Below are 18,190 nucleotides of genomic sequence, written 5' to 3'. Positions count from 1 at the left end.
CCGACATTTTCCATAAGTGAAACTTGGCTTATTGCTTGCAATCCAGACCTTGATATGCCGAAAAAAGGCTCAGAACTCAGATGGGGAATGACATCAAAAAAAAGGTCGGCTGACCAAAGACCTTCCCGATACAAAAAATGAAAAGGTCTTGAATCTAGCTGAAGAATAAATCAGATGTTCAACTTAAATAATGCTAATATGGAAAATTTGATTACACAAATCAACAAAGAGAGATTGGTTAATAGCGACACAGCTCTTATGATGAAGGAATTATACTATTACGTGCCTTGTGAGTATTGGTATGACAAACAGGATAGGCTACGCACCGATATTGAGGGAAGGAATACCCCGATGTATATGTGCGAGTGCCCGACACTGGCAGCATGTATCCAATGGATGATACAGACTCGTGAATATACGTTTCAAACAGAACAAAACGTGGCGGTCTGGCATGTGGTTGTGAGGGCTGGAGATTATGTGTTGTATGACTCCGAAAGTAATGCGGACGCTTTTTGTTGTTTGGAAGAAGCATTGGAAAAAGCGGTACAGGAGTGCATGGAGTTATTGTATTAAAATTAAAAAAAATCAGTCCCCGTGAAGGGGACTTTCCTATAATCTTGCTGAGAGGTGGAATTGCAGACGATCTTTGAGAATCATCTTTGAAGGATGGGCAGAGGTTTATTCGTTATTTGTTATTTTTGTTCTCGGATTTCAGCGCAATTCCATTCCTTCTTAATAGGCGATATACTGTTCCGCTACTGCCTATGTTTAATATTTTCTGTATCTCCCTTACCGGCGTTCCGGATTCATAGAGTTGGATGCAGCTTTTCTGCTTGGCGATGTTGTTTTTGTTGATAAGTGTCTTTCTGCCGAATTTGACACCTTTTTCCTTGGCGATTCTTCTGCCTTCTTGGGTTCTCTCATAGATAAGGTCTCTTTCAAACTGAGCGAAAGCACCGAGAATGTTGTTCATCAGTTGGCCGATTGCGCCTTCCGTACTGATGTTGTCTTGCAGTGAGGTGAATTGGATGCCCCTATTCTTGAAATCTTCCAATAGCGTAAGGATATTCTTCAGCGAACGGCCAAGCCGGTCCAGCTTATATACGACAAGTGTGTCGCCTTCCCGGAGAAAGCTCAGGCAGGCATCCAGTTCCGGGCGGTTTTGTTGACGTCCGGTCATTTTCTCAGAGAAGATTTTCTCGCATCCGGCAGCCTTCAACGCTTCCAGTTGCATATCCAGATGTTGTTCCTTGGTGGAAACACGGGCATATCCTATTTTCATCCTGTTTTCGTATTTAAATGTGTAATGAAGGTTTTAATTCTTCACTTTTTCAAATATGAAGACATTAATTCTTCATATTCCTCACGGCTGTATTGGTTGAACCCCTTTTGCTTCATTGCCAAAAGAAGCCTTTCCAGTTCTCCGATAGTCACTACCTGTTTGCCGATAACGGTAAATTGTTCCCATTCTCCCTTTTCGTTGAGCAGGTATTCCCGGTGTGCAAAACAGTAAAGAGAACCATCGATGTCATTCCGTTTCTGCCATTGACGCAGGTGCTTCAAACTGGTGAAATCACGGGTGACAGTACGTGGAATGGGAACCAATACGTCAATTTCCATCTTGAATTTTATATTCTCTTCCGCTTCTCGCATGGGTGATTAGCTTATTTCATAATACATCAATTATCGTATGGGCAGGAAGTTCCAGTTTGGAGAAAGCAAACATTTTCTTGCCCAAATCCTTTAGCGATGCCCCAATATGATATACTTCCGTATTATCAATGATTAAGAAGCGGTCATGACTACTTTTGTAGGTTCTAGCTTCAATGGGAGGATATTGGTCATTGTGTTTGTTTAAATCAAGTTGGAGCTGTGCGTTTATTTTGTGTATAAATAGTAGCTGATACTCCACTGTTTCGTTTGCTCAACATGAGTAACACGGATTCATCTACATAGTTGTCGATAAGCACAAGTGAGCATTTGGCAGACTTTATTAAATCTGTAGCAAACTTATACGCATCGAATATCTGACCGTCAAAGAATATACCTTCCACCGGAGGCAATGAGGTGCGTACAAAGAAGTCTATCTTTGCATCATGTTCAGCAATGGTTTTCTCTATTTGGAAGAATCTATTGTTCATTCTATATTCCATGTCATTGAGCCGTTGGTTTATAGAATAACCTTTCAATAAATATTCTTTTAAAATTTTATTTGCCCATTGCCTGAATTGCGTACCTCTTACGCTTTTAACTCTGTATCCAACTGAAATTATTACGTCTAGACTAAAGAACTTGACAGGCTTATCGGAATTAGCAATGTGCAAAAAATGCACATTGCTTTTCTCTTCCAATTCCTTTTCCTTAAAAACATTATTTATATGTTTGGTAATAACGGTTCTGTCACGTTGAAAAAGTTCTGCTATCTGCGCTTGTGTGAGCCAAACGGTTTCATCTTCTAAACGTACTTCCAACCTTACAGCTTCATCCGGTTGGTATAGTATGATTTCTCCTTGCTTCTCCATTATATGTTTCGCTTTTATTATATTGTTGCAAATGTACGAAAAAGAAACGTTATAAAGTCTGTTTTTTCCGTAAGTATTACCTTAAAAATTTGTTCCCTTTTTATTTTAATAAAACAGAAACATTCTGCTGTTTTAAAAATCAGTTATCTGTTTGCTATTCATAGTTAGGGTATCAAATAACTAAAATTCAAATGGAAACGCAAATCTATATTTTATGCAGATTTGTTTGTTAGAAGCGGAGAAAAGGACACAAGACATGATAAGAATCATAGGTCGGGGAGCGCCGCACGGCAAGGGGGGCACTAGCCTCCCGACGAGTGCAGCCGTTGGCCGGGTTATCGGTGAAAATGGAAAAAAGTTGGCTTTTCTTTTGGTATTGTTATAACTTTGTCTATATTTGTGTTGTGATAATCAATTTTAAAGTTATAACATTATGGTAACAAACATTATTCAGATTGGAAACAGCAAGGGGATAATACTTCCTTCCGAGATATTGAAACAGTTGCGTTTGTCCTTGAAATCGGCTGTGAGCATTTCTTTGGACGGGAACAATATTGTGATAAAGGCACAACCACGGCAGGGATGGGCGGAAGCTGCCAAACGTGCCCATGAGAATGGGGATGATGAGTTGCTTATCCCTGATGTGTTTGAGGATGAAAAGTTTGAGGATTGGACATGGTAGAACAGTATGGAGTGTATTGGGTAGAGTTAGACCCTACCCGTGGGGGTGAAATGGCAAAGACACGGCCATGTGTTGTTGTAACTCCTTCAGATTTGAATATGTACCTTACAATAGTAGTCATTGCTCCGATAACCTCCACCATAAGGAACTATCCTTACCGGGTTCTGTGTTCTGTAGCCGGGCGTGATGGGGAGATAGCCACGGATCAGATTCGCACGGTGGACAAAAGCCGGCTGAAAAGAAAGATTGGAGATTTGAATTTCAGTGAGATAAAAAGACTGAAGGAAGTGTTTCATCAAATGTTCTGTGAATAATGGAAAGTGTGCAAATAACAGGTTATGTAGCGTATTCAAAAAAGATATTATGAAGCCAACTACTTATATTAATTGGGACGGTCTGAAAGACATTCCATTCTTCTACTGCGATACAAAGGAAGATGAAGAAAACAAGGATTTCGACATCTATTACCAGGGCAAGCTGGTGTTGCATGACTACAACCATTGCGGACACTACCTTTACACTGCTGCGCTGCTGTTCAGTAAAATCAGAAACATTACAGCCGACTGGGTGAACCTGCATAACCTTTGGATTCTGCGTGATTGCGTGCGCGAGAATTACAATCACGGCATAGGAGTGGACGACCTTATTTTCGGAGAGAATTTCGATGGCAAGAACCTCGATACACTCACACCGCTTACCAAGAAACGCTTTGATTATTTGTGTAAGCGGATTAAGGAACTTGACCCATACGCAACAATTTAACACTTCATTGGGCGAAGGCAGGGCTTGCTGCGGATGCCAGACTTTAAATAATCCATTGGATTAATTATCTTTGCACGCTAATTTTCAAATTATAAAGAAATGACTAAATCGGAAATCGTAAAGGAAATATCTGCCAGAACCGGCATCGACGGCAAAGCGGTGCTTGCTGTTTTGGAAGGATTCATGAACGAGGTAAAGACTTCGTTGGGTAAGGAGGAAAATGTCTATCTTCGTGGATTCGGTAGTTTCATAGTGAAGAAGAGAGCGCAAAAGACAGCTCGGAATATCTCTAAGAATACTACTATGATTATTCCGGCTCATAACATACCGGCATTTAAACCGTCTGACGAATTTTTGAAAATGGTAAAACAACAGAACGCATAATAGGTAAACACAATGAAAGATCAGTTACGATTATTGAGAGACTGTATCAATAATGATCGTCCGGCAGTTGTCTTTCAGGGAGACGATTTTTGCGCTCCTGAGATTTTGGAAGCAGCAAAAGAAATTTATCGTAAACATGGTTGTTCCGAAGAATTTCTTTTTGACTGGCAGCTGCTTATCAATGAGGTGAAGGCTTACCAGTTAGAAAGTCCGGCAACTGTCAAATTGCCGAAACTCTCCCCGACAGAAACGGAACTGGTGCGGGAAGAGATGACTAAACGCTAAAAAATATTCTCGTTTAATACGCACCTTTTATTCTTCAGGCAGCGTATTGAACGGGATGGGATTAAAATGTTGGCGAACCTGCTTTTTTCGAAAGTTCCTGCCAATAGTTGAAGTCACTCGGTGAAAGATGCTCTTGCATCCAGTCACGCATACCAATATCGTTTCTTTCGTTCACATATCTCGTAAACGGAATCATTGTCTTACATGCTTCAAATCCAAGCATTCTCATATGGCGTGAAATGTTGGGAGGAAGACCTTCCAACCACTCTTTATAATACATTATCAATCTGTTTTCTTGGATTGGAACCGCTTGTTGGTGGTAAATATAGCTGGCGTTTCCGATTCTAATATCTCTGGCCTTATTTTCCCGTTCTTCTTCAGGTAGCCGACTTAAATATTCAGCTTGTGCTATTCTGCATTTGGAGTTTGGATGTTCCATGGTATTTTATATAATTAAGACTCTTCAATGATACGGTTCATCAAATCACATATTTTTTGGCAGCTATGACGGTCTGCGCAAGCAGGATAGGGGCATTTCTCAAAGGATGCCTGATTATCCGTAACTATGAAACCTCCGGAACGACGTACATAACTTACCGGATGAAAATAAATATCTTCCTTTTTCGGCCTATAAGTACATAGTCTTATAAGGCTGTTCAGCTCTTTGCAAATTTGCTCACATTTTTCTTTGGGATAATGTGGCAAATCACTGAATGCTTCGTAGGGGACAAAGGCAAATGCTTTGTCATCCCACATGACAGGTGTGTAATTCTGTACCATTTGTTATTTGGAATAAGGATGGCTGGCAGATTCCGTATTTCTGTATCAGTTAGGTAATCCGTCACTATTTAAGTGCGCCTGGGCAAACTCCCGGAGGTTCGTTTCGGCAATGCACTTTTCATAAATCTCATCCAATACTTCTTGCATATTTTCTACTTTATTGAATTTTAAGGGGCTGCCGTTTGTTGCGGCTTGCCTTTCCAGTTGTTCGATGATACTGGGAAATATCCCACGCAATAAACCGACGGTAGCTACGGCTGTAGCTGGTTCTACCTCTATTGTAATCTTTTTCTTTTCCATATCGTTGTATTATGTTATCAAAAGTAATAATTATTAGGATATTGGTAAGCATTTCTTCTGAAAAACTTTTTAAAGATATTGTTTTAAGATGACATACTGTGTTTTTGCGTTCACGCAGTATTCTTTCCCACCCTCCCCTTCATCGGAATGACTGTTCTCATTTCCGGTTTACCCGTAGTCATCCGCTATGCGGCTGATTATGGGCAAACCAGAAAAGAGAAGTTCCAAACGTGGGCGGGATTGCAATGGTCATCATCCGGAGCTTCGGCATTGCCGAAACAACCTCCTTCTTCCGTATTGCAGCCCCGTCCTTTTACCGTTTGTCCCGGCAGTCCGTTGCTAACCCGTTCCCCCCTGCCACTTGTGGCAGGGAGATAGGAATACGGTTTTGCAGGCAAAACCGTATGGCTTGTTTTACTTTCCGTACTGCCCTTTTCCTAGTTTTCTGCCTCCCTTAATGTGCGTTTTTCATAGCCCCATCTGAGACCCTTTGTTTTTGAACGGCAAATTTATTTCGGTGGATGGATACGAAAGAGTTCCGGTCTTCGCCCTTTGTCCCGAAAAAAATAACGCCGGACGGCTTCGCTGTCCCCAACATTTTTTGTCGTCCAAAACTTTTCTTAATCCCTCCTTCCTTATTGTTGTGTGCCGTAAAAAAAAGGCTCATAAACTCAGATGGGGCATGAAAGCTCAAAAAAAAAGTCGGCAGAAAGAAAAGGCCATCCCGGAAAGGGGTTTTAAAAAAAGGTCTTTAAATCTAGCTGAAGCATAAAATTAGAAGTTTAACAATCCCAAAAAACAACGAGTTATGTCACGAGTACACTATTTAGAAGGAGATTATGAACAGTTAGTTATTAATGAAACGATAGACGGTCTTTTTTCCAGTTATCGTATAGACCGCAATTCATTGCCAAAAGGATTTTTCCTTTATGAGATTAGATGGGATGACAGCTTATCTTCATTGGCAGAGATTAGCCCCTCTGTGGTGGTGAATCATGCAGGTTCATTCATTACAAAGTCACCCCTTGAATTTGATGCAAACAATAGCATACGGATAACCTATACCAATTTTATCGAGTTCTGCCAGTTTGGTGAGTGGGCTTATGAGAAACTGGCTGTATTGGATTGTAATTCCGGTAATGTTGCGGTGATAAGCCCAGACAGGAGATTGCAGACCACTGAAGAGATTGAGATTTTTTTGAGTGGGCATTGTGGCTATCATCTGAGTGAGATTAATTGGATGGTGATGAAAGGCGATGTGCTGTTTTTGAACGAGAACGATTTTTAATGAGTATAACCGTAACTGCCTCTTGGAATGGGGCAATTACATAAAATATTATAAGTATGAAGTGGATAGATAAGATGGTAGAACGCATTACCCGAAAAGAAACTGCTTTAAATGACCACTTTTGTGTAAATCGGCATACGGTTGTATGTCAGAGTGGTATGACTGATTATGTTTCTGTAACGATTGATAATACCGATGGTTTTGATTTCGATTTTTGGACAAAACAACTTTGTTTTGAGAAGGACTGTAAATATCGCTCGGAGATAAAAGCGGCTTTTGATAAAATCTATGGCACAAGGAATATAGAATGTTGTGAATAATGAAGTCAGAAAAGTATGATACCAAAGGAGATAATGAAACTTTATGAAAAGCTTGCTTTCAGTCGGGGATATGAAGAAGCCTTTCGGGATTTTTTGGATGTTTGTCTTTACTATTTGTCTGTCGGGATGTTGGCGGAGGATTATCGTAGAGTGGAAAAAAGATATAAGCCATATGAAATGGAACTTTTTGTTCAAATGTTTTATAGGGTGTCTGAATATTCGGAAGGATTTTGCGATGTCTTGGGAGATATGTTCATGGAGTGTGTCAGTCATGGGAATAACGGACAGTTCTTTACCCCGATACACGTTGCTGATTTGATGGCATGTATGGGGGGAAATAGGCTGAAACCTAAACAGTCGGTCTGTGATTCGTGCTGTGGTTCCGGCAGGATGCTACTTTCCGCTGTAAAAAAATGTGCGGAAGAGAATGATGGAGGAAGGCTTTTTTGTTATGGCTCGGATATAGATTTGATTTGTGTAAAGATGACCGTTGTCAATCTGATGATGAATAGCGTACCCGGTGAAGTCGCATGGATGAATACATTGACAATGCAGCATTGGAGAAGTTATCATATAGATTTACAGCTGATAGCCGGAGTATGGTTGCCTATTTTAAAGATAACGGAAGCAGGTGACACTTCTTTTATTAGGAAACTTGAAAATGCAATGGAGGATAATTCTGAATTGAAGAGGTCGATTCAGAGCAACGCAAGGGCTACGCAGCTGACTTTTGATTTTTGACAAGATAAATATGTAAAAAGGATTTTGGTATGAAAGCAATAAGAACAAAAGAGGTGAATGAGAACGTCAAAGCGGCGAACAGTTGTTTGCGTAAAGCGAAATGGCAGGCTAAGGAATTGGCTGTTTTTACAGGTGAAGTAGTGCGTCTGATGGATAAGGAAGGGCATTCTCTACAAGGGTTCTTTAATCGGGTGGAGTTTGTTCTGGTGGACGGCACTATTAAATTCCGTGTAGTTATAAATCCTATTCTTGAATGTGAGAACTGTATAATGGCTTCTTGCCATGAAGACTATCTTTATGAGGTGGTCTCGGTGGAAAAGTTTACCTATAAAAATTATAGGTATCATTTGTAATGATATTGTATTTTAATGATTATAAACTGATTTATATTATAACAATGATGGGCAAAATTAATAATATTCCCGTTTTGAATGAAGATGTTATTCGTTTGGTTGTACTCAATGAGGAAATTATTGGGTATATCTATCCACGAAGGACTTCTTATGTGGTGGCATTGGAGATAAAGCCGGGACGTACTACCTCTTTGGCTACATCTGTCAATAAACAATGCATGGTTTTGTTGAGTGATAAGGTTCGTTTGGCCACGGAACAGGATTTCGATGATTTTCATATATGCTTTGATGGTTTCAGAAATAACACTATGTATTGTTATAATCAGGGAACGGAACCTATATACCTTCAATGAAGCACATTCTCCCTTCTTTTGGATTAGGGAAGGGAGGGTATTTTGCTGTCCGCTACTTTTTGGCAAGCACCCCAAAAAAGTAGCAAAAAACGCTTGGAGTTACTGGTAATCCCATTAATTTGCGTTCACGCAGTATTCTTTCCCACCCTCCCCTTCATCGGAATGACTGTTCTCATTCCCGGTTTACCCGTAATCATCCGCTATGCGGCTGATTATGGGTAAACCGGAAAAGAGAAGTTCCAAACGTGGGCGGGATTGCAATGGTCATCATCCGGAGCTTCGGCATTGCCGAAACAACCTCCTTCTTCCGTATTGCAGTCCCTTCCTTTTACCGTTTGTCCCGGCAGTCCGTTGCTAACCCGTTCCCCCCTGTCACTTGTGGCAGGGAGATAGGAGTATGGTTTTGCTTGCAAAACCGTATGGCTTGTTTTACTTTCCGTACTGCCCTTTTCCTTGTTTTCTGCCTCCCCTAATGTGCTTTTTTCATAGCTCCATCTGAGATCCTTTGTTTTTGAACGGCAAATTTATTTCGGTGGATGGATACGAAAGAGTTCCGGTCTTCGCCCTTTGTCCCGAAAAAAATAACGCCGGACGGCTTCGCTGTCCCCAACATTTTTTGTCGTCCAAAACTTTTCTTAATCCCTCCTTCCTTATTGATGCGTGCCGTAAAAAAAAGGCTCATAAACTCAGATGGGGCATGAAAGCTCAAAAAAAAAGTCGGCAGAAAGAAAAGGCCATCCCGGAAAGGGGTTTAAAAAAAGGTCTTTAAATCTAGCTGAAGCATAAGTTTAATTTTAATAGATAAAAGACTATGGCACATCAGAGTAAATATCCTAGTTTAGACAGACAATGGCATAAGATGATGTTTTCTTTCTTTGAGTATCTTCCTATGCAATATCGGCAGGCAACGGAAAGAGAATGGCAAATTCGTAAGATGATATGGAGTTTTAAGGATGGAAAAGCTTATTTGAATATAGCTTGGATGATAGCGAATAAGTTACATCAAGTTTTTGGTGATGATGTTAAGAATATTGTTTTTGCTTGTGTTCCGGCTTCTTCCGCTGATAAGAATGAACTTCGTTATAAGGGGTTTGCTTCGGCTGTGTGTAAGTTTTCAGGTGCTATCAATGCGTATGAACATATACGTGTCAGTGGAGATCGTTTGGCTATTCACGAGAAATTTGACAGCAAGTCGCTTCAAAAAGTACAAGTGATAGAATTTGACAAGGACTTTTTTCGGGGTAAGAAAATCTTGGTATTTGACGATATTTTAACAAAAGGGTTTTCGTATGCTCGTTTCGCATGTCAGTTGGAAAAAATAGGAGGTGAGGTTTTGGGAGGTTTCTTTTTAGGTAAAACAGTTGTCCGTATGTTATAAGATGAAAGAAAAAGAGAGTTATATAGAGAAGCAGAAGGATATCTTTGGAGATACTACTTGGTTCACTTATCGTTATGAGGTGAATGGAATGGTGTATGAAACTTCGGCAGGTTCGTTGGATATATGTAGAAAGGCACGTGATAAATGGATGAAAATGATGTCCGTTGCTTTTACCGGTCATAGAACGATACGAACAAATAAATATGCTTTGTCCGTATCGTTGAATGAAGAGGTACGTTTCTGCTATGAGAATGGAATCCGTTTTTTCTATATTGGTTGTGCGGTTGGATTTGACATGATGGCTGCTCATACCGTACTTGAACAAAGGAAACAATATCCCGATATGGTTTTGGTGGCGGTTGTTCCTTATGTCGGGCAAGATGTGTATTTCAACAAAGAGGACAAACAGAGGTATGCTGATATTTTGCGCCAAGCCGACAAGGTGGTAGTTCTATCCGAATATTATTATGCCCAATGCTATGCCCACCGTAATGATTACATGATTTCACACGCCTGTAGGCTGATTGCCTATTGGGATGGAAAATCTGCCGGAGGAACTTCTTATACGTTTAACAAGGCACAAAAAAAGAAATTGGTGATATACAATCTGTTTTGATTCAGATTGTATATCGTTGTTTTCCAGCGGTATGATCAAACGTGGCGATGTCATACTGTCTGGTTGCTGTAAGTGCTAATACTTCCGATGCAAAAGAGAAAGACACAATAAATATGAAAAGCAATGATAGATGAATTTTACTTAATTGTTTTACCTTTGTAAAACATTAGTGTCCCATTAAAATTGGGACGAATTAAAAATTAAATAAACTTGGCCCATTTGGTCCGAATCGTTCTTTGTCATTTTGAAATTTAGTTTTATCAAAGAGGTCTCTCAGATGAGTCTTATCAGTCAATGAGATGCTCAGTATTTGTAACACTTCATATGTACTTCTGTTCAGTTGCATATCGTGTTGAATGATTGCCACCAAACAGTAAGCGCATATAGCAGCATATATCTGTATTCGAACAGCATTCTCTGTAGTTCCCCAAAATCTTTTGATTTTAAGGTGCTGCTTGAGCCATTTGAAAAACAGCTCTACCTGCCAGCGATTTTTATAAAGTTCAGCAACTTGAAGCGCAGATATATGCATCGCATTGGTTATGAATGTAAATTCTCGTTCTTGTTCTTCATCCCAATATTTAACCAATCTAAGTGGCTCTGGATAATATTGTTTAGGATAGAATCCTGTCAGAAATACACTTGCGTCTGAAAGCACATTCTTAGGCAGCCTACGTTTCCATTGGATGGATTTGTACCCGAGATTCTTTTTTGCTCTGACAACAAAGTAGGCTTCAATTTGATGAATTTTATACAGTATTTTGAAGTTGTTATAACCGCGGTCAAAGATGTAATAAGAGCTTGGTTCATAAGGAATTTCAATCATAACTTTAGAATCGTGTACGGATGCTTCCGTGATATGAAAGAATGCAGGAATCTGTGTTTCCACATCATATAATGTATGCACTTTGATACCACCTTTCTTTTTGCGGAATTTTGCCCACCAAAAGACTGAAAGGCACAGGTCAATAGTAGTCGAATCGAAAGCATAAACGTTACCGCCAAGTTTGAAAATATGATTAGCACACTTTTGTCGTGCTTCGCTAACCAGGTAGTAAGCATATTCTTCAAAGATGTGATAGTCTCTATCTTGATTTGCTCTTGCCAGCGATGACTTTGATACATTTTTACCCATTCCTAAATGATAACATTTGGAATGATGAGCTTCAAGAGCAACTATCAAATCTCGCAGACTTTCACGATTAGAAAGTTGACCAAACATCAAAGCAAGTAGTTGATTCCAGCAGGTGAAGTGCTTCACATATTTATCACCATCATACTTGGTGACTATGCGGTTAAACTTACTTCGATTCAGAAATGAAGCCAATTGAGCGAAAACGTATTTGTCTTGGAACATATGCCATCGGATTAATCTGATGCAAAGCTACAAATTCAAGTCCGTTCGCTCGGAAAATCGCTGTAACTAACTAAATTTCAAATATTTCAAAGAACTCTTTTAGATTTTAATGGGACAACAATGTTTGTAAAAGGTAAAACAATATGCGTTTTTCAGATACAGAGAACAATATGACCTTTTGCATAGGTGTGTGTTGGTTAGGAACTCCAAATATGGAGTCGTTGCAGAAAATAATGATGAACTTGAATATTATTGATAAGGATGGAAACAATGGAAGCTAATGAACTGATGCGATATGCCTATGAATTACTGCAAGGGCATTCGAATGAAGAATGTGCCCGAATATTAAGAGAAGTGGTGGCCGAGTGTCAGGTGTGTATAAAGAACTGTGAAGAAGGTGTTTTCGAAAATATGCTAAAGTAATAACAACAAGAATATGGAAATTACTCATAAAAATCAAGGAGAACTTGACTCAACCATGCTCCCATTCGTGATGAGAGAGCTGGTAGAACTGGTCATGAAGAAAAAGGCATTGCCTTTAGGCGATGCACTGTATTATATATATTCTTCCAAGTTGTATAAATCTTTGCTGGATAAGAGTACCAAGTTATGGTATTCAAGTACATTGTCGCTTTATGAAACATTGGAGAAGGAAAAAACAGAAGAAAAACGACGGTATAACGGTGACACGAAGATCCTGCTTTTCAAGATGTTCTGCATTGAGAATTATAGGGAGGAAAAGAAACAAAGTGCGGAAGAAACCTTGTTGTTGTTTTCGGACTATGGGGTTTTTGATTTTTTGGATGAGACTTTTGAAATGCTTCATACCCAAGACCCCGAATATATATTAGATACTATAACGACTTATATCAATAAAAGAAAATGAGACTATTTCATGGATCTACAGTTACCGTGAAACGCCCTAATATACAGAAAGGACGGAAGGCTACGGACTTTGGGAAGGGATTTTATACGACAACCAACTTTGAACAAGCAAAAAAATGGGCTTTGTTGAAGAAGAACAGGGAACAGAGCGAAAAAGCAATCGTCTCTGTTTATGAAGTTCCCGATGATATTCTTGATAGGGAATATCCGGTTCTTCGGTTTATGGGTGCAACAAAAGAATGGCTGGAGTTTGTTGTCAACAACCGCAGAGGAAGAGAAAACGGTGACTATGACCTAATAATGGGGCCTGTCGCAAATGACCAGTTATATGCGACAATTCGGCTTTATGAACAGAGAGTTGTTACGGCTGAAGCCGCTATTGAGATGCTGAAAGCGCATAAGTTGTTCAATCAGCTTTCATTTCATACGGTAACAGTCGCTTTGTTGTTGAAGTTTGTTGAATCAATTGAAGTGGGGTAAAGAATATGTGAAGTGAAAATAGGGGGAAGTTTATCCCCCAATGGTAAGGTTGTTTTTTGCGTCCACTTAGTTTTTTCCCACCCACCCTTTCAGCGGAGTGACTGCCCGGCAGTCTGTTGCTTACCCATATGTCCTAGCCTTTTAGGGCTGTAGATAGGTAGTTGGATATTTCGCTGCCAAATCGGCAGTCCGCTTCAATCGTTTGCTTGCTTTTCTCCGAGTGGAGCCTTTCTGCTTTTCCGGTGGTGTAATCTTCTTTTATTGGAAACAGGTGTAGTGGCTGTATGCCTGTGTGGTTATGTTCTCCCGCAGAATCCGCAAGTCAGTTCTTCCGTTGCAGCTTTTCATTTTATCGTGCAGTCACTTTTTTCGATACGTGGAATATGATATGCTTCATTCTTCGGCTTCATTTTTTTAAAAGGAATTGCAGATGTTTCTTCCGGTGTGTCGATAGGCGGCTGACCATCTTTTCGGGATGTGCCATGCTTGCTGTCTAACCGGTTGTTTTTTGCATCCTTTCCAAACCTGTTACTGATTTTCAAGTTTTGTCTTTTTCATATCATTTTTTAGGGAAGTCAAATCATTTTCCGTTGCAAATATAGATTGTTGCTAACCCCTTTTACGGGGATAAGGGGACGATTCACAAACACCACGTTGTTATTCGTCTGAAATCTTCCTTTTTTTGCCTTGCACAAAAAGCGTATTTAACCCGAATTATTCGTTGCCATCTTCACCAATAAAAAAGTTACAAATCTTCCTTTTTCCGGCCAGCATAAAAAGAGTATTTATATCTTTTTTCATGGTGTCCCCCAAAGCCAACAATCAGTTATTGCACTGTAAAATTGATTAATTAACTTCTAAAAAATCAGAGATATGAAAAAGATTGAAAATTCATTCGCAGTAACAGGCAGGATTTGTAGGGATGCAGAAATCCATTTATTCGAAATAGTAAAGGTTGCACACTTCTCTATTGTGGTCAGTCGCATAGGCAAGATAAATGAAGAAAAAACATTTGTTTCCTCTGTTATGAAAGTTGAAGCCTAGAGTAAGATGGAAGACCGCTATGCTTTTTGGATACTGCAAAAAGATGTACTGATTACCGTTGAAGGCTACTTTAAGCCGGAAGAATGGACGGATTCTAAAAGTGGGGAGAAACGTAACCGCATTGTGATGGTAGCTACTAAGTTCTACCCGACTCCGGAAAAATAAGAACCCCCGGACTAAAAAGAAAAAGCAATCAAACGATTGAAGCGGCACAAGGTCGCTTCAATCGTTTGCTAATGCGGCAGAAGATTATAAAAAAAGTGTTTCTTAATTTGGTGATTTTCAGATTTATCGGTATTTTTGTATCAAAAATGATACCTAAATATGTTTTTCTATGAAAAGATTATATGATACATATACAATATACGAATTTTCAGATGAATGTATTGTAAAGGAAATCTGCAAGAGAGTTAAGTCTATAAGACTTAGCTGCTGTTTTTCCCAGCAAGAATTTGCGGATAAGGCAGGAGTATCTATCGTTACTATTAAGAGAATAGAATCTTGTAAAGTAAGTGATATTGCCCTAAGTACATTGCTTAAGATTTTGCGTATAAGTGGAACTCTTGAAGGCGTTGTCGGTTTGGTTCCGGAACTTCCAGACTCCCCTTTCCTAATCAATGAAAAAACAGGTAAAAGAATACAAAGAATTAACGGTAAACGTAAGATGGTATGAAGAAAGAGCCGATTATAGTGAATGTATATCTGTGGGGGACTTGCATTGGCAAATTGAATTGGGACTTTGAAAAGCATTGTTCTGTATTCCAATTTACGGATGAATATAGGAAACAAGATTATGATATATGCCCTTCCACACACCCTAAGAGAACCCCTTTGTTTGCGTCTTTCTATGGGAATAAAGATAAATTATATCAAGGGCTTCCGGAATTTCTTGCAGATGCGCTTCCTGACAAATGGGGGGCTTCCCTATTTGACCAATGGCTCACGGATAATAATATAAAGGTTACGGAATCATTGCCTCTATTGAAGCTCTCTTATATTGGCAAGAGGGCTATGGGAGCATTGGAATTTGAACCGGAATTTAATGATGATGCCATCCATGAGTCAGTAAATATGTCATCATTGGCAACTTTGGCTTCTAAAATATATAATGATCGAGATGCTGCTGTCATATCACCGGAGGATAGCCTCACGATGAAAAAGTTGATATATCTTGGAACTTCTGCCGGTGGCATGCGCCCGAAGGCAGTGATTGCCTATAATCTCGAAACGGAAGAGTTTCGTTCCGGCCAGGTGGATTTGCCTGAAAATTTTAAGCAGTATATCATCAAATTTAAAGAAGCAGATGACTCTCCTACCACAGAGATAGAAATGGTATATAGCGAAATGGCAAAGGCGGCGGGAATCAACATGATGCCATGCTTCCTGAAAGAAATTGATGGAAGAAATCATTTCGTAACGGAAAGATTTGATCGTAAGAATGGAGAAAAGCTCTTTAGTCAGACCCTTGCGGCCATTATGCCGGGTGCAGATGATTATATGAAGCTGTGTTGGATAGCAGAGACTCTGAAACTTCCCCAGGAAGACAAAGATCAGATATTTATCAGAATGGTATTTAATTATGTCGCAGGTATATCCGATGATCATAATAAGAACATATCGTTTATCATGGATAAGGCAGGGGTATGGCGTTTATCACCTGCATATGATGTAATGTTCACGGCAAATACATGGGAAAATTCTTCAGCACACATTCATTCGATGGGCGTGATGGGCAAAAGGTCTGCCTTGACTACAAGTGATTTCGTCAACTTTGCCGAGGATTTTGTAGAGGAGCCCGAAAAGAAGATATTACAGGTGTTCGATGCTGTAAGCAAATTTCAATCGTTATGCGCCACGTATGGCATAGATAAGGCTATATTTGATAAAATCCAACATGTATTGGATGGATTGGTCACTGATGATTTGGATTTGCTGCAATTAACTTAAAGAACAGTAGATGGTGATAGTTGCTCCAGTCTTTTCTGGAACGGCTTTCTTTTCTTTTGAGATCTTTATACCCCTATTTGTTATTTTGGAGAAAGTCACATGTTTCCCACCCACCCTTTCAGCGGAGTGACTGTCCCCGTTTCAGGATTTCTCATAGTCACTCGCAGGCTCCGTGATTGTGTGAAATCCAGGAATGGGGAAGGCAAAGGAGAGAGGCATATCCGGTCTGCTTTCGGAGCTTCGGCCACATCGAGACAACCTCTTTCCGGCGGCTATGCCACTCTCCTTTTATTTGCCCGGCAGTCTGTTGCTTACCCATATGCCCCAGCCTTTTAGGGCTGTATATAGGTAGTCGGATATTTCGCCGCTAAATCGGCAGTCCGCTTCAATCGTTTGCTTGCTTTTCTCCGAGTGGATGCCTTTCTGTTTTTCCGGTTGTATAATCTTCTTTTTCCGGAAACAGTTGTAGTGGCTGTATGCCTGTATGGTTATGTTCTCCCCGCAGAATCCGCAAGTCTGTTCTTCCGTTGCAGCCTTTCATTTTATCGTGCAGTCACTTTTTTCGATACGTGGAATATTGTATGCTTCATTCTTCGGCTTCATTTTTTTAAAAGGAATTGCAGAGGTTTCTTCCGGTGTGTCGATAGGCGGCTGACCATATTTTCGGAATGTGCCATGCTTGCTGTCTGACCGGTTGTTTTTTGCATCCTTTCCAAACCTGTTGCTGATTTTCAAGTTTTGTCTTTTTCATATCATTTTTTAGGGAAGTCAAATCATTTTCCGTTGCAAATATAGATTGTTGCTAACCCCTTTTACGGGGATAAGGGGACGATTCACAAACACCACGTTGTTATTCGTCTGAAATCTTCCTTTTTTTGCCTTGCATAAAAAGCGTATTTAACCCGAATTATTTGCTGCCATCTTCACCAATAAAAAAGTTACAAATCTTCCTTTTTCCGGCCAGCATAAAAAGAGTATTTATATCTTTTTTCATGGTGTCCCCCAAAGCCAACAATCAGTTATTGCACTGTAAAATTGATTAATTAACTTCTAAAAAATCAGAGATATGAAAAAGATTGAAAATTCATTCGCAGTAACAGGTTTTATCGGTAAGGATGCAGAAATCCGTAGTTTTGAAACAGCAAGCGTAGCACGCTTTTCTATCGCGGTCAGCCGTGCAGACAAGACAGGTGAAGAAACCTCTTATGTTTCCGCTTTCATGGGGATTGAAGCCTGGAGAAAGAATGAAGCACTGGATTCCTTCGATGTATTGAAAAAAGGTGAGCTGATAACCGTTGAAGGCTACTTTAAGCCGGAAGAATGGACGGATTCTAAAAGTGGGGAGAAGCGTAACCGCATTGTGATGGTAGCCACCAAGTTTTATCCGGCTCCGGAAAAAGAAGAAGAAAAACCGGATCAGCCTAAACAGAAGGCTGTCTCTAAAAAGAAAAAAGCAAGCAAATGATTGAAGCGGCCTAGTGCCGCTTTTTTTTGCTACATATCCGAGAGTGTTTTTGCGTTCACGCAGTATTCTTCCCCACCCTCCCCTTCATCGGAATGACTGTTCTCATTCCCGGTTTGCCCGTAGTCATCCGCTATGCGGCTGATTATGGGCAAACCAGAAAAGAGAAGTTCCAAACGTGGGCGGGATTGCAATGGTCATCATCCGGAGCTTCGGCATTGCCGAAACAACCTCCTTCTTCCGTATTGCAG

Annotated in this window: 30 protein-coding genes and 2 pseudogenes; 20 read left to right on the top strand and 12 right to left on the bottom strand. The window is 40.0% G+C overall.

What is annotated here, in order from left to right; all coding sequences use genetic code 11:
* The first annotated feature begins 174 nt into the window (after positions 1-174).
* Complete coding sequence (locus AB5935_RS06425) at positions 175-573, top strand: hypothetical protein (protein WP_005868782.1); 399 nt, start codon at positions 175-177, stop codon at positions 571-573.
* Between the two features lie 112 nt (positions 574-685).
* On the opposite strand, the gene AB5935_RS06420 is transcribed toward AB5935_RS06425, so the two are convergent.
* From AB5935_RS06420 to AB5935_RS06410, 3 genes and pseudogenes are all read right to left on the bottom strand, one after another.
* Complete coding sequence (locus AB5935_RS06420) at positions 686-1,282, bottom strand: recombinase family protein (RefSeq protein ID WP_005868781.1); 597 nt, start codon at positions 1,280-1,282, stop codon at positions 686-688.
* 41 nt (positions 1,283-1,323) lie between these two features.
* Entirely contained in the window at positions 1,324-1,653 is a 330-nt protein-coding gene (locus AB5935_RS06415) for a hypothetical protein (protein ID WP_005868780.1), read from the bottom strand.
* Between the two features lie 16 nt (positions 1,654-1,669).
* Positions 1,670-2,522: pseudogene (locus AB5935_RS06410) on the bottom strand (virulence RhuM family protein).
* 433 nt (positions 2,523-2,955) lie between these two features.
* On the opposite strand from AB5935_RS06410, the gene AB5935_RS06405 reads away from it, so the two are divergent.
* From AB5935_RS06405 to AB5935_RS06385, 5 genes are all read left to right on the top strand, one after another.
* Positions 2,956-3,204, top strand: coding sequence for an AbrB/MazE/SpoVT family DNA-binding domain-containing protein (locus AB5935_RS06405; protein ID WP_005868778.1), 249 nt, complete (start codon positions 2,956-2,958; stop codon positions 3,202-3,204).
* Positions 3,198-3,518 (top strand): type II toxin-antitoxin system PemK/MazF family toxin, encoded by a 321-nt coding sequence (locus AB5935_RS06400; protein ID WP_005868777.1) that lies wholly within the window; start codon positions 3,198-3,200, stop codon positions 3,516-3,518. The genes AB5935_RS06405 and AB5935_RS06400 overlap by 7 nt, the downstream gene beginning before the upstream one ends.
* Before the next feature lie 49 nt (positions 3,519-3,567).
* A complete protein-coding gene (locus AB5935_RS06395; RefSeq protein ID WP_005868776.1) occupies positions 3,568-3,966 on the top strand; it encodes a hypothetical protein in 399 nt (132 codons plus the stop codon).
* 99 nt (positions 3,967-4,065) lie between these two features.
* Positions 4,066-4,350, top strand: coding sequence for an HU family DNA-binding protein (locus AB5935_RS06390; protein ID WP_005868774.1), 285 nt, complete (start codon positions 4,066-4,068; stop codon positions 4,348-4,350).
* Positions 4,351-4,362: 12 nt separating this feature from the next.
* Positions 4,363-4,635, top strand: coding sequence for a hypothetical protein (locus AB5935_RS06385; protein WP_005868772.1), 273 nt, complete (start codon positions 4,363-4,365; stop codon positions 4,633-4,635).
* A 61-nt stretch (positions 4,636-4,696) separates the two neighbouring features.
* On the opposite strand, the gene AB5935_RS06380 is transcribed toward AB5935_RS06385, so the two are convergent.
* The 4 genes from AB5935_RS06380 to AB5935_RS28420 form a co-directional block, all read right to left on the bottom strand.
* Positions 4,697-5,074, bottom strand: coding sequence for a hypothetical protein (locus AB5935_RS06380; protein ID WP_005868770.1), 378 nt, complete (start codon positions 5,072-5,074; stop codon positions 4,697-4,699).
* Positions 5,075-5,088: 14 nt separating this feature from the next.
* On the bottom strand, positions 5,089-5,415 hold the full coding sequence (locus tag AB5935_RS06375; RefSeq protein ID WP_005868769.1) for a hypothetical protein: 327 nt from the start codon (positions 5,413-5,415) through the stop codon (positions 5,089-5,091).
* 45 nt (positions 5,416-5,460) lie between these two features.
* Positions 5,461-5,715 carry a hypothetical protein gene (locus tag AB5935_RS06370; protein WP_005868768.1) on the bottom strand — a complete coding sequence of 85 codons (255 nt, stop codon included), beginning with the start codon at positions 5,713-5,715 and terminating at the stop codon, positions 5,461-5,463.
* 197 nt (positions 5,716-5,912) lie between these two features.
* Entirely contained in the window at positions 5,913-6,113 is a 201-nt protein-coding gene (locus AB5935_RS28420; protein WP_007564649.1) for a hypothetical protein, read from the bottom strand.
* Between the two features lie 410 nt (positions 6,114-6,523).
* Between AB5935_RS28420 and AB5935_RS06360 the strand changes: the two genes are divergently transcribed.
* Genes AB5935_RS06360 through AB5935_RS06340 form a run of 5 tightly spaced genes read left to right on the top strand, consistent with a single transcriptional unit; the run spans position 6,524 to position 8,770 of the window.
* The gene (locus AB5935_RS06360) at positions 6,524-7,003 is read left to right on the top strand and encodes an LPD28 domain-containing protein (RefSeq protein WP_005868767.1); all 480 of its coding nucleotides are present in this window, start codon (positions 6,524-6,526) and stop codon (positions 7,001-7,003) included.
* Positions 7,004-7,059: 56 nt separating this feature from the next.
* Positions 7,060-7,323 carry a hypothetical protein gene (locus AB5935_RS06355; protein ID WP_005868765.1) on the top strand — a complete coding sequence of 88 codons (264 nt, stop codon included), beginning with the start codon at positions 7,060-7,062 and terminating at the stop codon, positions 7,321-7,323.
* Between the two features lie 15 nt (positions 7,324-7,338).
* Complete coding sequence (locus AB5935_RS06350) at positions 7,339-8,064, top strand: N-6 DNA methylase (RefSeq protein ID WP_005868764.1); 726 nt, start codon at positions 7,339-7,341, stop codon at positions 8,062-8,064.
* Between the two features lie 29 nt (positions 8,065-8,093).
* Entirely contained in the window at positions 8,094-8,417 is a 324-nt protein-coding gene (locus AB5935_RS06345) for a hypothetical protein (RefSeq protein WP_005868762.1), read from the top strand.
* Positions 8,417-8,770 carry a hypothetical protein gene (locus AB5935_RS06340; protein WP_005868761.1) on the top strand — a complete coding sequence of 118 codons (354 nt, stop codon included), beginning with the start codon at positions 8,417-8,419 and terminating at the stop codon, positions 8,768-8,770. Before AB5935_RS06345 ends, AB5935_RS06340 begins: the two co-directional genes overlap by 1 nt.
* Before the next feature lie 212 nt (positions 8,771-8,982).
* On the opposite strand, the gene AB5935_RS06335 is transcribed toward AB5935_RS06340, so the two are convergent.
* A complete protein-coding gene (locus tag AB5935_RS06335; RefSeq protein ID WP_008782408.1) occupies positions 8,983-9,183 on the bottom strand; it encodes a hypothetical protein in 201 nt (66 codons plus the stop codon).
* A 398-nt stretch (positions 9,184-9,581) separates the two neighbouring features.
* On the opposite strand from AB5935_RS06335, the gene AB5935_RS06330 reads away from it, so the two are divergent.
* Positions 9,582-10,148 carry a phosphoribosyltransferase gene (locus AB5935_RS06330; RefSeq protein WP_005868760.1) on the top strand — a complete coding sequence of 189 codons (567 nt, stop codon included), beginning with the start codon at positions 9,582-9,584 and terminating at the stop codon, positions 10,146-10,148.
* A 1-nt stretch (position 10,149) separates the two neighbouring features.
* Entirely contained in the window at positions 10,150-10,764 is a 615-nt protein-coding gene (locus AB5935_RS06325) for an SLOG family protein (protein ID WP_005868759.1), read from the top strand.
* Positions 10,765-10,957: 193 nt separating this feature from the next.
* Here the strand turns inward: AB5935_RS06325 and AB5935_RS06320 are convergent, their stop codons facing one another.
* The gene (locus tag AB5935_RS06320; RefSeq protein WP_005868407.1) at positions 10,958-12,121 is read right to left on the bottom strand and encodes an IS4 family transposase; all 1,164 of its coding nucleotides are present in this window, start codon (positions 12,119-12,121) and stop codon (positions 10,958-10,960) included.
* Between the two features lie 261 nt (positions 12,122-12,382).
* Here AB5935_RS06320 and AB5935_RS06315 point away from each other — a divergent pair, with 261 nt between their 5' ends.
* Genes AB5935_RS06315 through AB5935_RS06305 form a run of 3 tightly spaced genes read left to right on the top strand, consistent with a single transcriptional unit; the run spans position 12,383 to position 13,486 of the window.
* A complete protein-coding gene (locus tag AB5935_RS06315; protein WP_007564662.1) occupies positions 12,383-12,544 on the top strand; it encodes a hypothetical protein in 162 nt (53 codons plus the stop codon).
* Positions 12,545-12,557: 13 nt separating this feature from the next.
* Positions 12,558-13,007 (top strand): DUF3791 domain-containing protein, encoded by a 450-nt coding sequence (locus AB5935_RS06310; RefSeq protein ID WP_005868755.1) that lies wholly within the window; start codon positions 12,558-12,560, stop codon positions 13,005-13,007.
* A complete protein-coding gene (locus tag AB5935_RS06305; RefSeq protein ID WP_005868753.1) occupies positions 13,004-13,486 on the top strand; it encodes a DUF3990 domain-containing protein in 483 nt (160 codons plus the stop codon). Before AB5935_RS06310 ends, AB5935_RS06305 begins: the two co-directional genes overlap by 4 nt.
* A gap of 344 nt (positions 13,487-13,830) precedes the next feature.
* On the opposite strand, the gene AB5935_RS06300 is transcribed toward AB5935_RS06305, so the two are convergent.
* Positions 13,831-14,028: a hypothetical protein gene (locus AB5935_RS06300; protein WP_007564664.1), complete on the bottom strand. Its 198-nt coding sequence runs from the start codon at positions 14,026-14,028 to the stop codon at positions 13,831-13,833.
* A 331-nt stretch (positions 14,029-14,359) separates the two neighbouring features.
* Here AB5935_RS06300 and AB5935_RS06295 point away from each other — a divergent pair.
* From AB5935_RS06295 to AB5935_RS06285, 3 genes and pseudogenes are all read left to right on the top strand, one after another.
* Positions 14,360-14,695: pseudogene (locus tag AB5935_RS06295) on the top strand (single-stranded DNA-binding protein).
* Between the two features lie 169 nt (positions 14,696-14,864).
* Positions 14,865-15,203 carry a helix-turn-helix domain-containing protein gene (locus AB5935_RS06290; protein WP_005868750.1) on the top strand — a complete coding sequence of 113 codons (339 nt, stop codon included), beginning with the start codon at positions 14,865-14,867 and terminating at the stop codon, positions 15,201-15,203.
* Positions 15,200-16,477, top strand: coding sequence for a type II toxin-antitoxin system HipA family toxin (locus AB5935_RS06285; protein WP_005868749.1), 1,278 nt, complete (start codon positions 15,200-15,202; stop codon positions 16,475-16,477). Before AB5935_RS06290 ends, AB5935_RS06285 begins: the two co-directional genes overlap by 4 nt.
* A 157-nt stretch (positions 16,478-16,634) precedes the next feature.
* On the opposite strand, the gene AB5935_RS06280 is transcribed toward AB5935_RS06285, so the two are convergent.
* Positions 16,635-16,796, bottom strand: a complete 162-nt coding sequence (locus tag AB5935_RS06280) for a hypothetical protein (protein ID WP_005868748.1) — start codon at positions 16,794-16,796, stop codon at positions 16,635-16,637.
* Positions 16,797-17,014: 218 nt separating this feature from the next.
* Positions 17,015-17,212 (bottom strand): hypothetical protein, encoded by a 198-nt coding sequence (locus tag AB5935_RS06275; protein ID WP_007564676.1) that lies wholly within the window; start codon positions 17,210-17,212, stop codon positions 17,015-17,017.
* 331 nt (positions 17,213-17,543) lie between these two features.
* Between AB5935_RS06275 and AB5935_RS06270 the strand changes: the two genes are divergently transcribed.
* A complete protein-coding gene (locus AB5935_RS06270) occupies positions 17,544-17,942 on the top strand; it encodes a single-stranded DNA-binding protein (RefSeq protein WP_005868746.1) in 399 nt (132 codons plus the stop codon).
* Positions 17,943-18,190: the final 248 nt, after the last annotated feature.

It is taken from the genome of Phocaeicola sp. RTP21198st1_B8_RTP21198_201120, assembly GCF_040929485.1.
In the GTDB taxonomy this organism is placed as follows: domain Bacteria; phylum Bacteroidota; class Bacteroidia; order Bacteroidales; family Bacteroidaceae; genus Phocaeicola; species Phocaeicola dorei.
The sequence above is the reverse complement of the archived record's forward strand: the minus strand, read 5'-3'. Positions and strand labels throughout refer to the sequence as shown.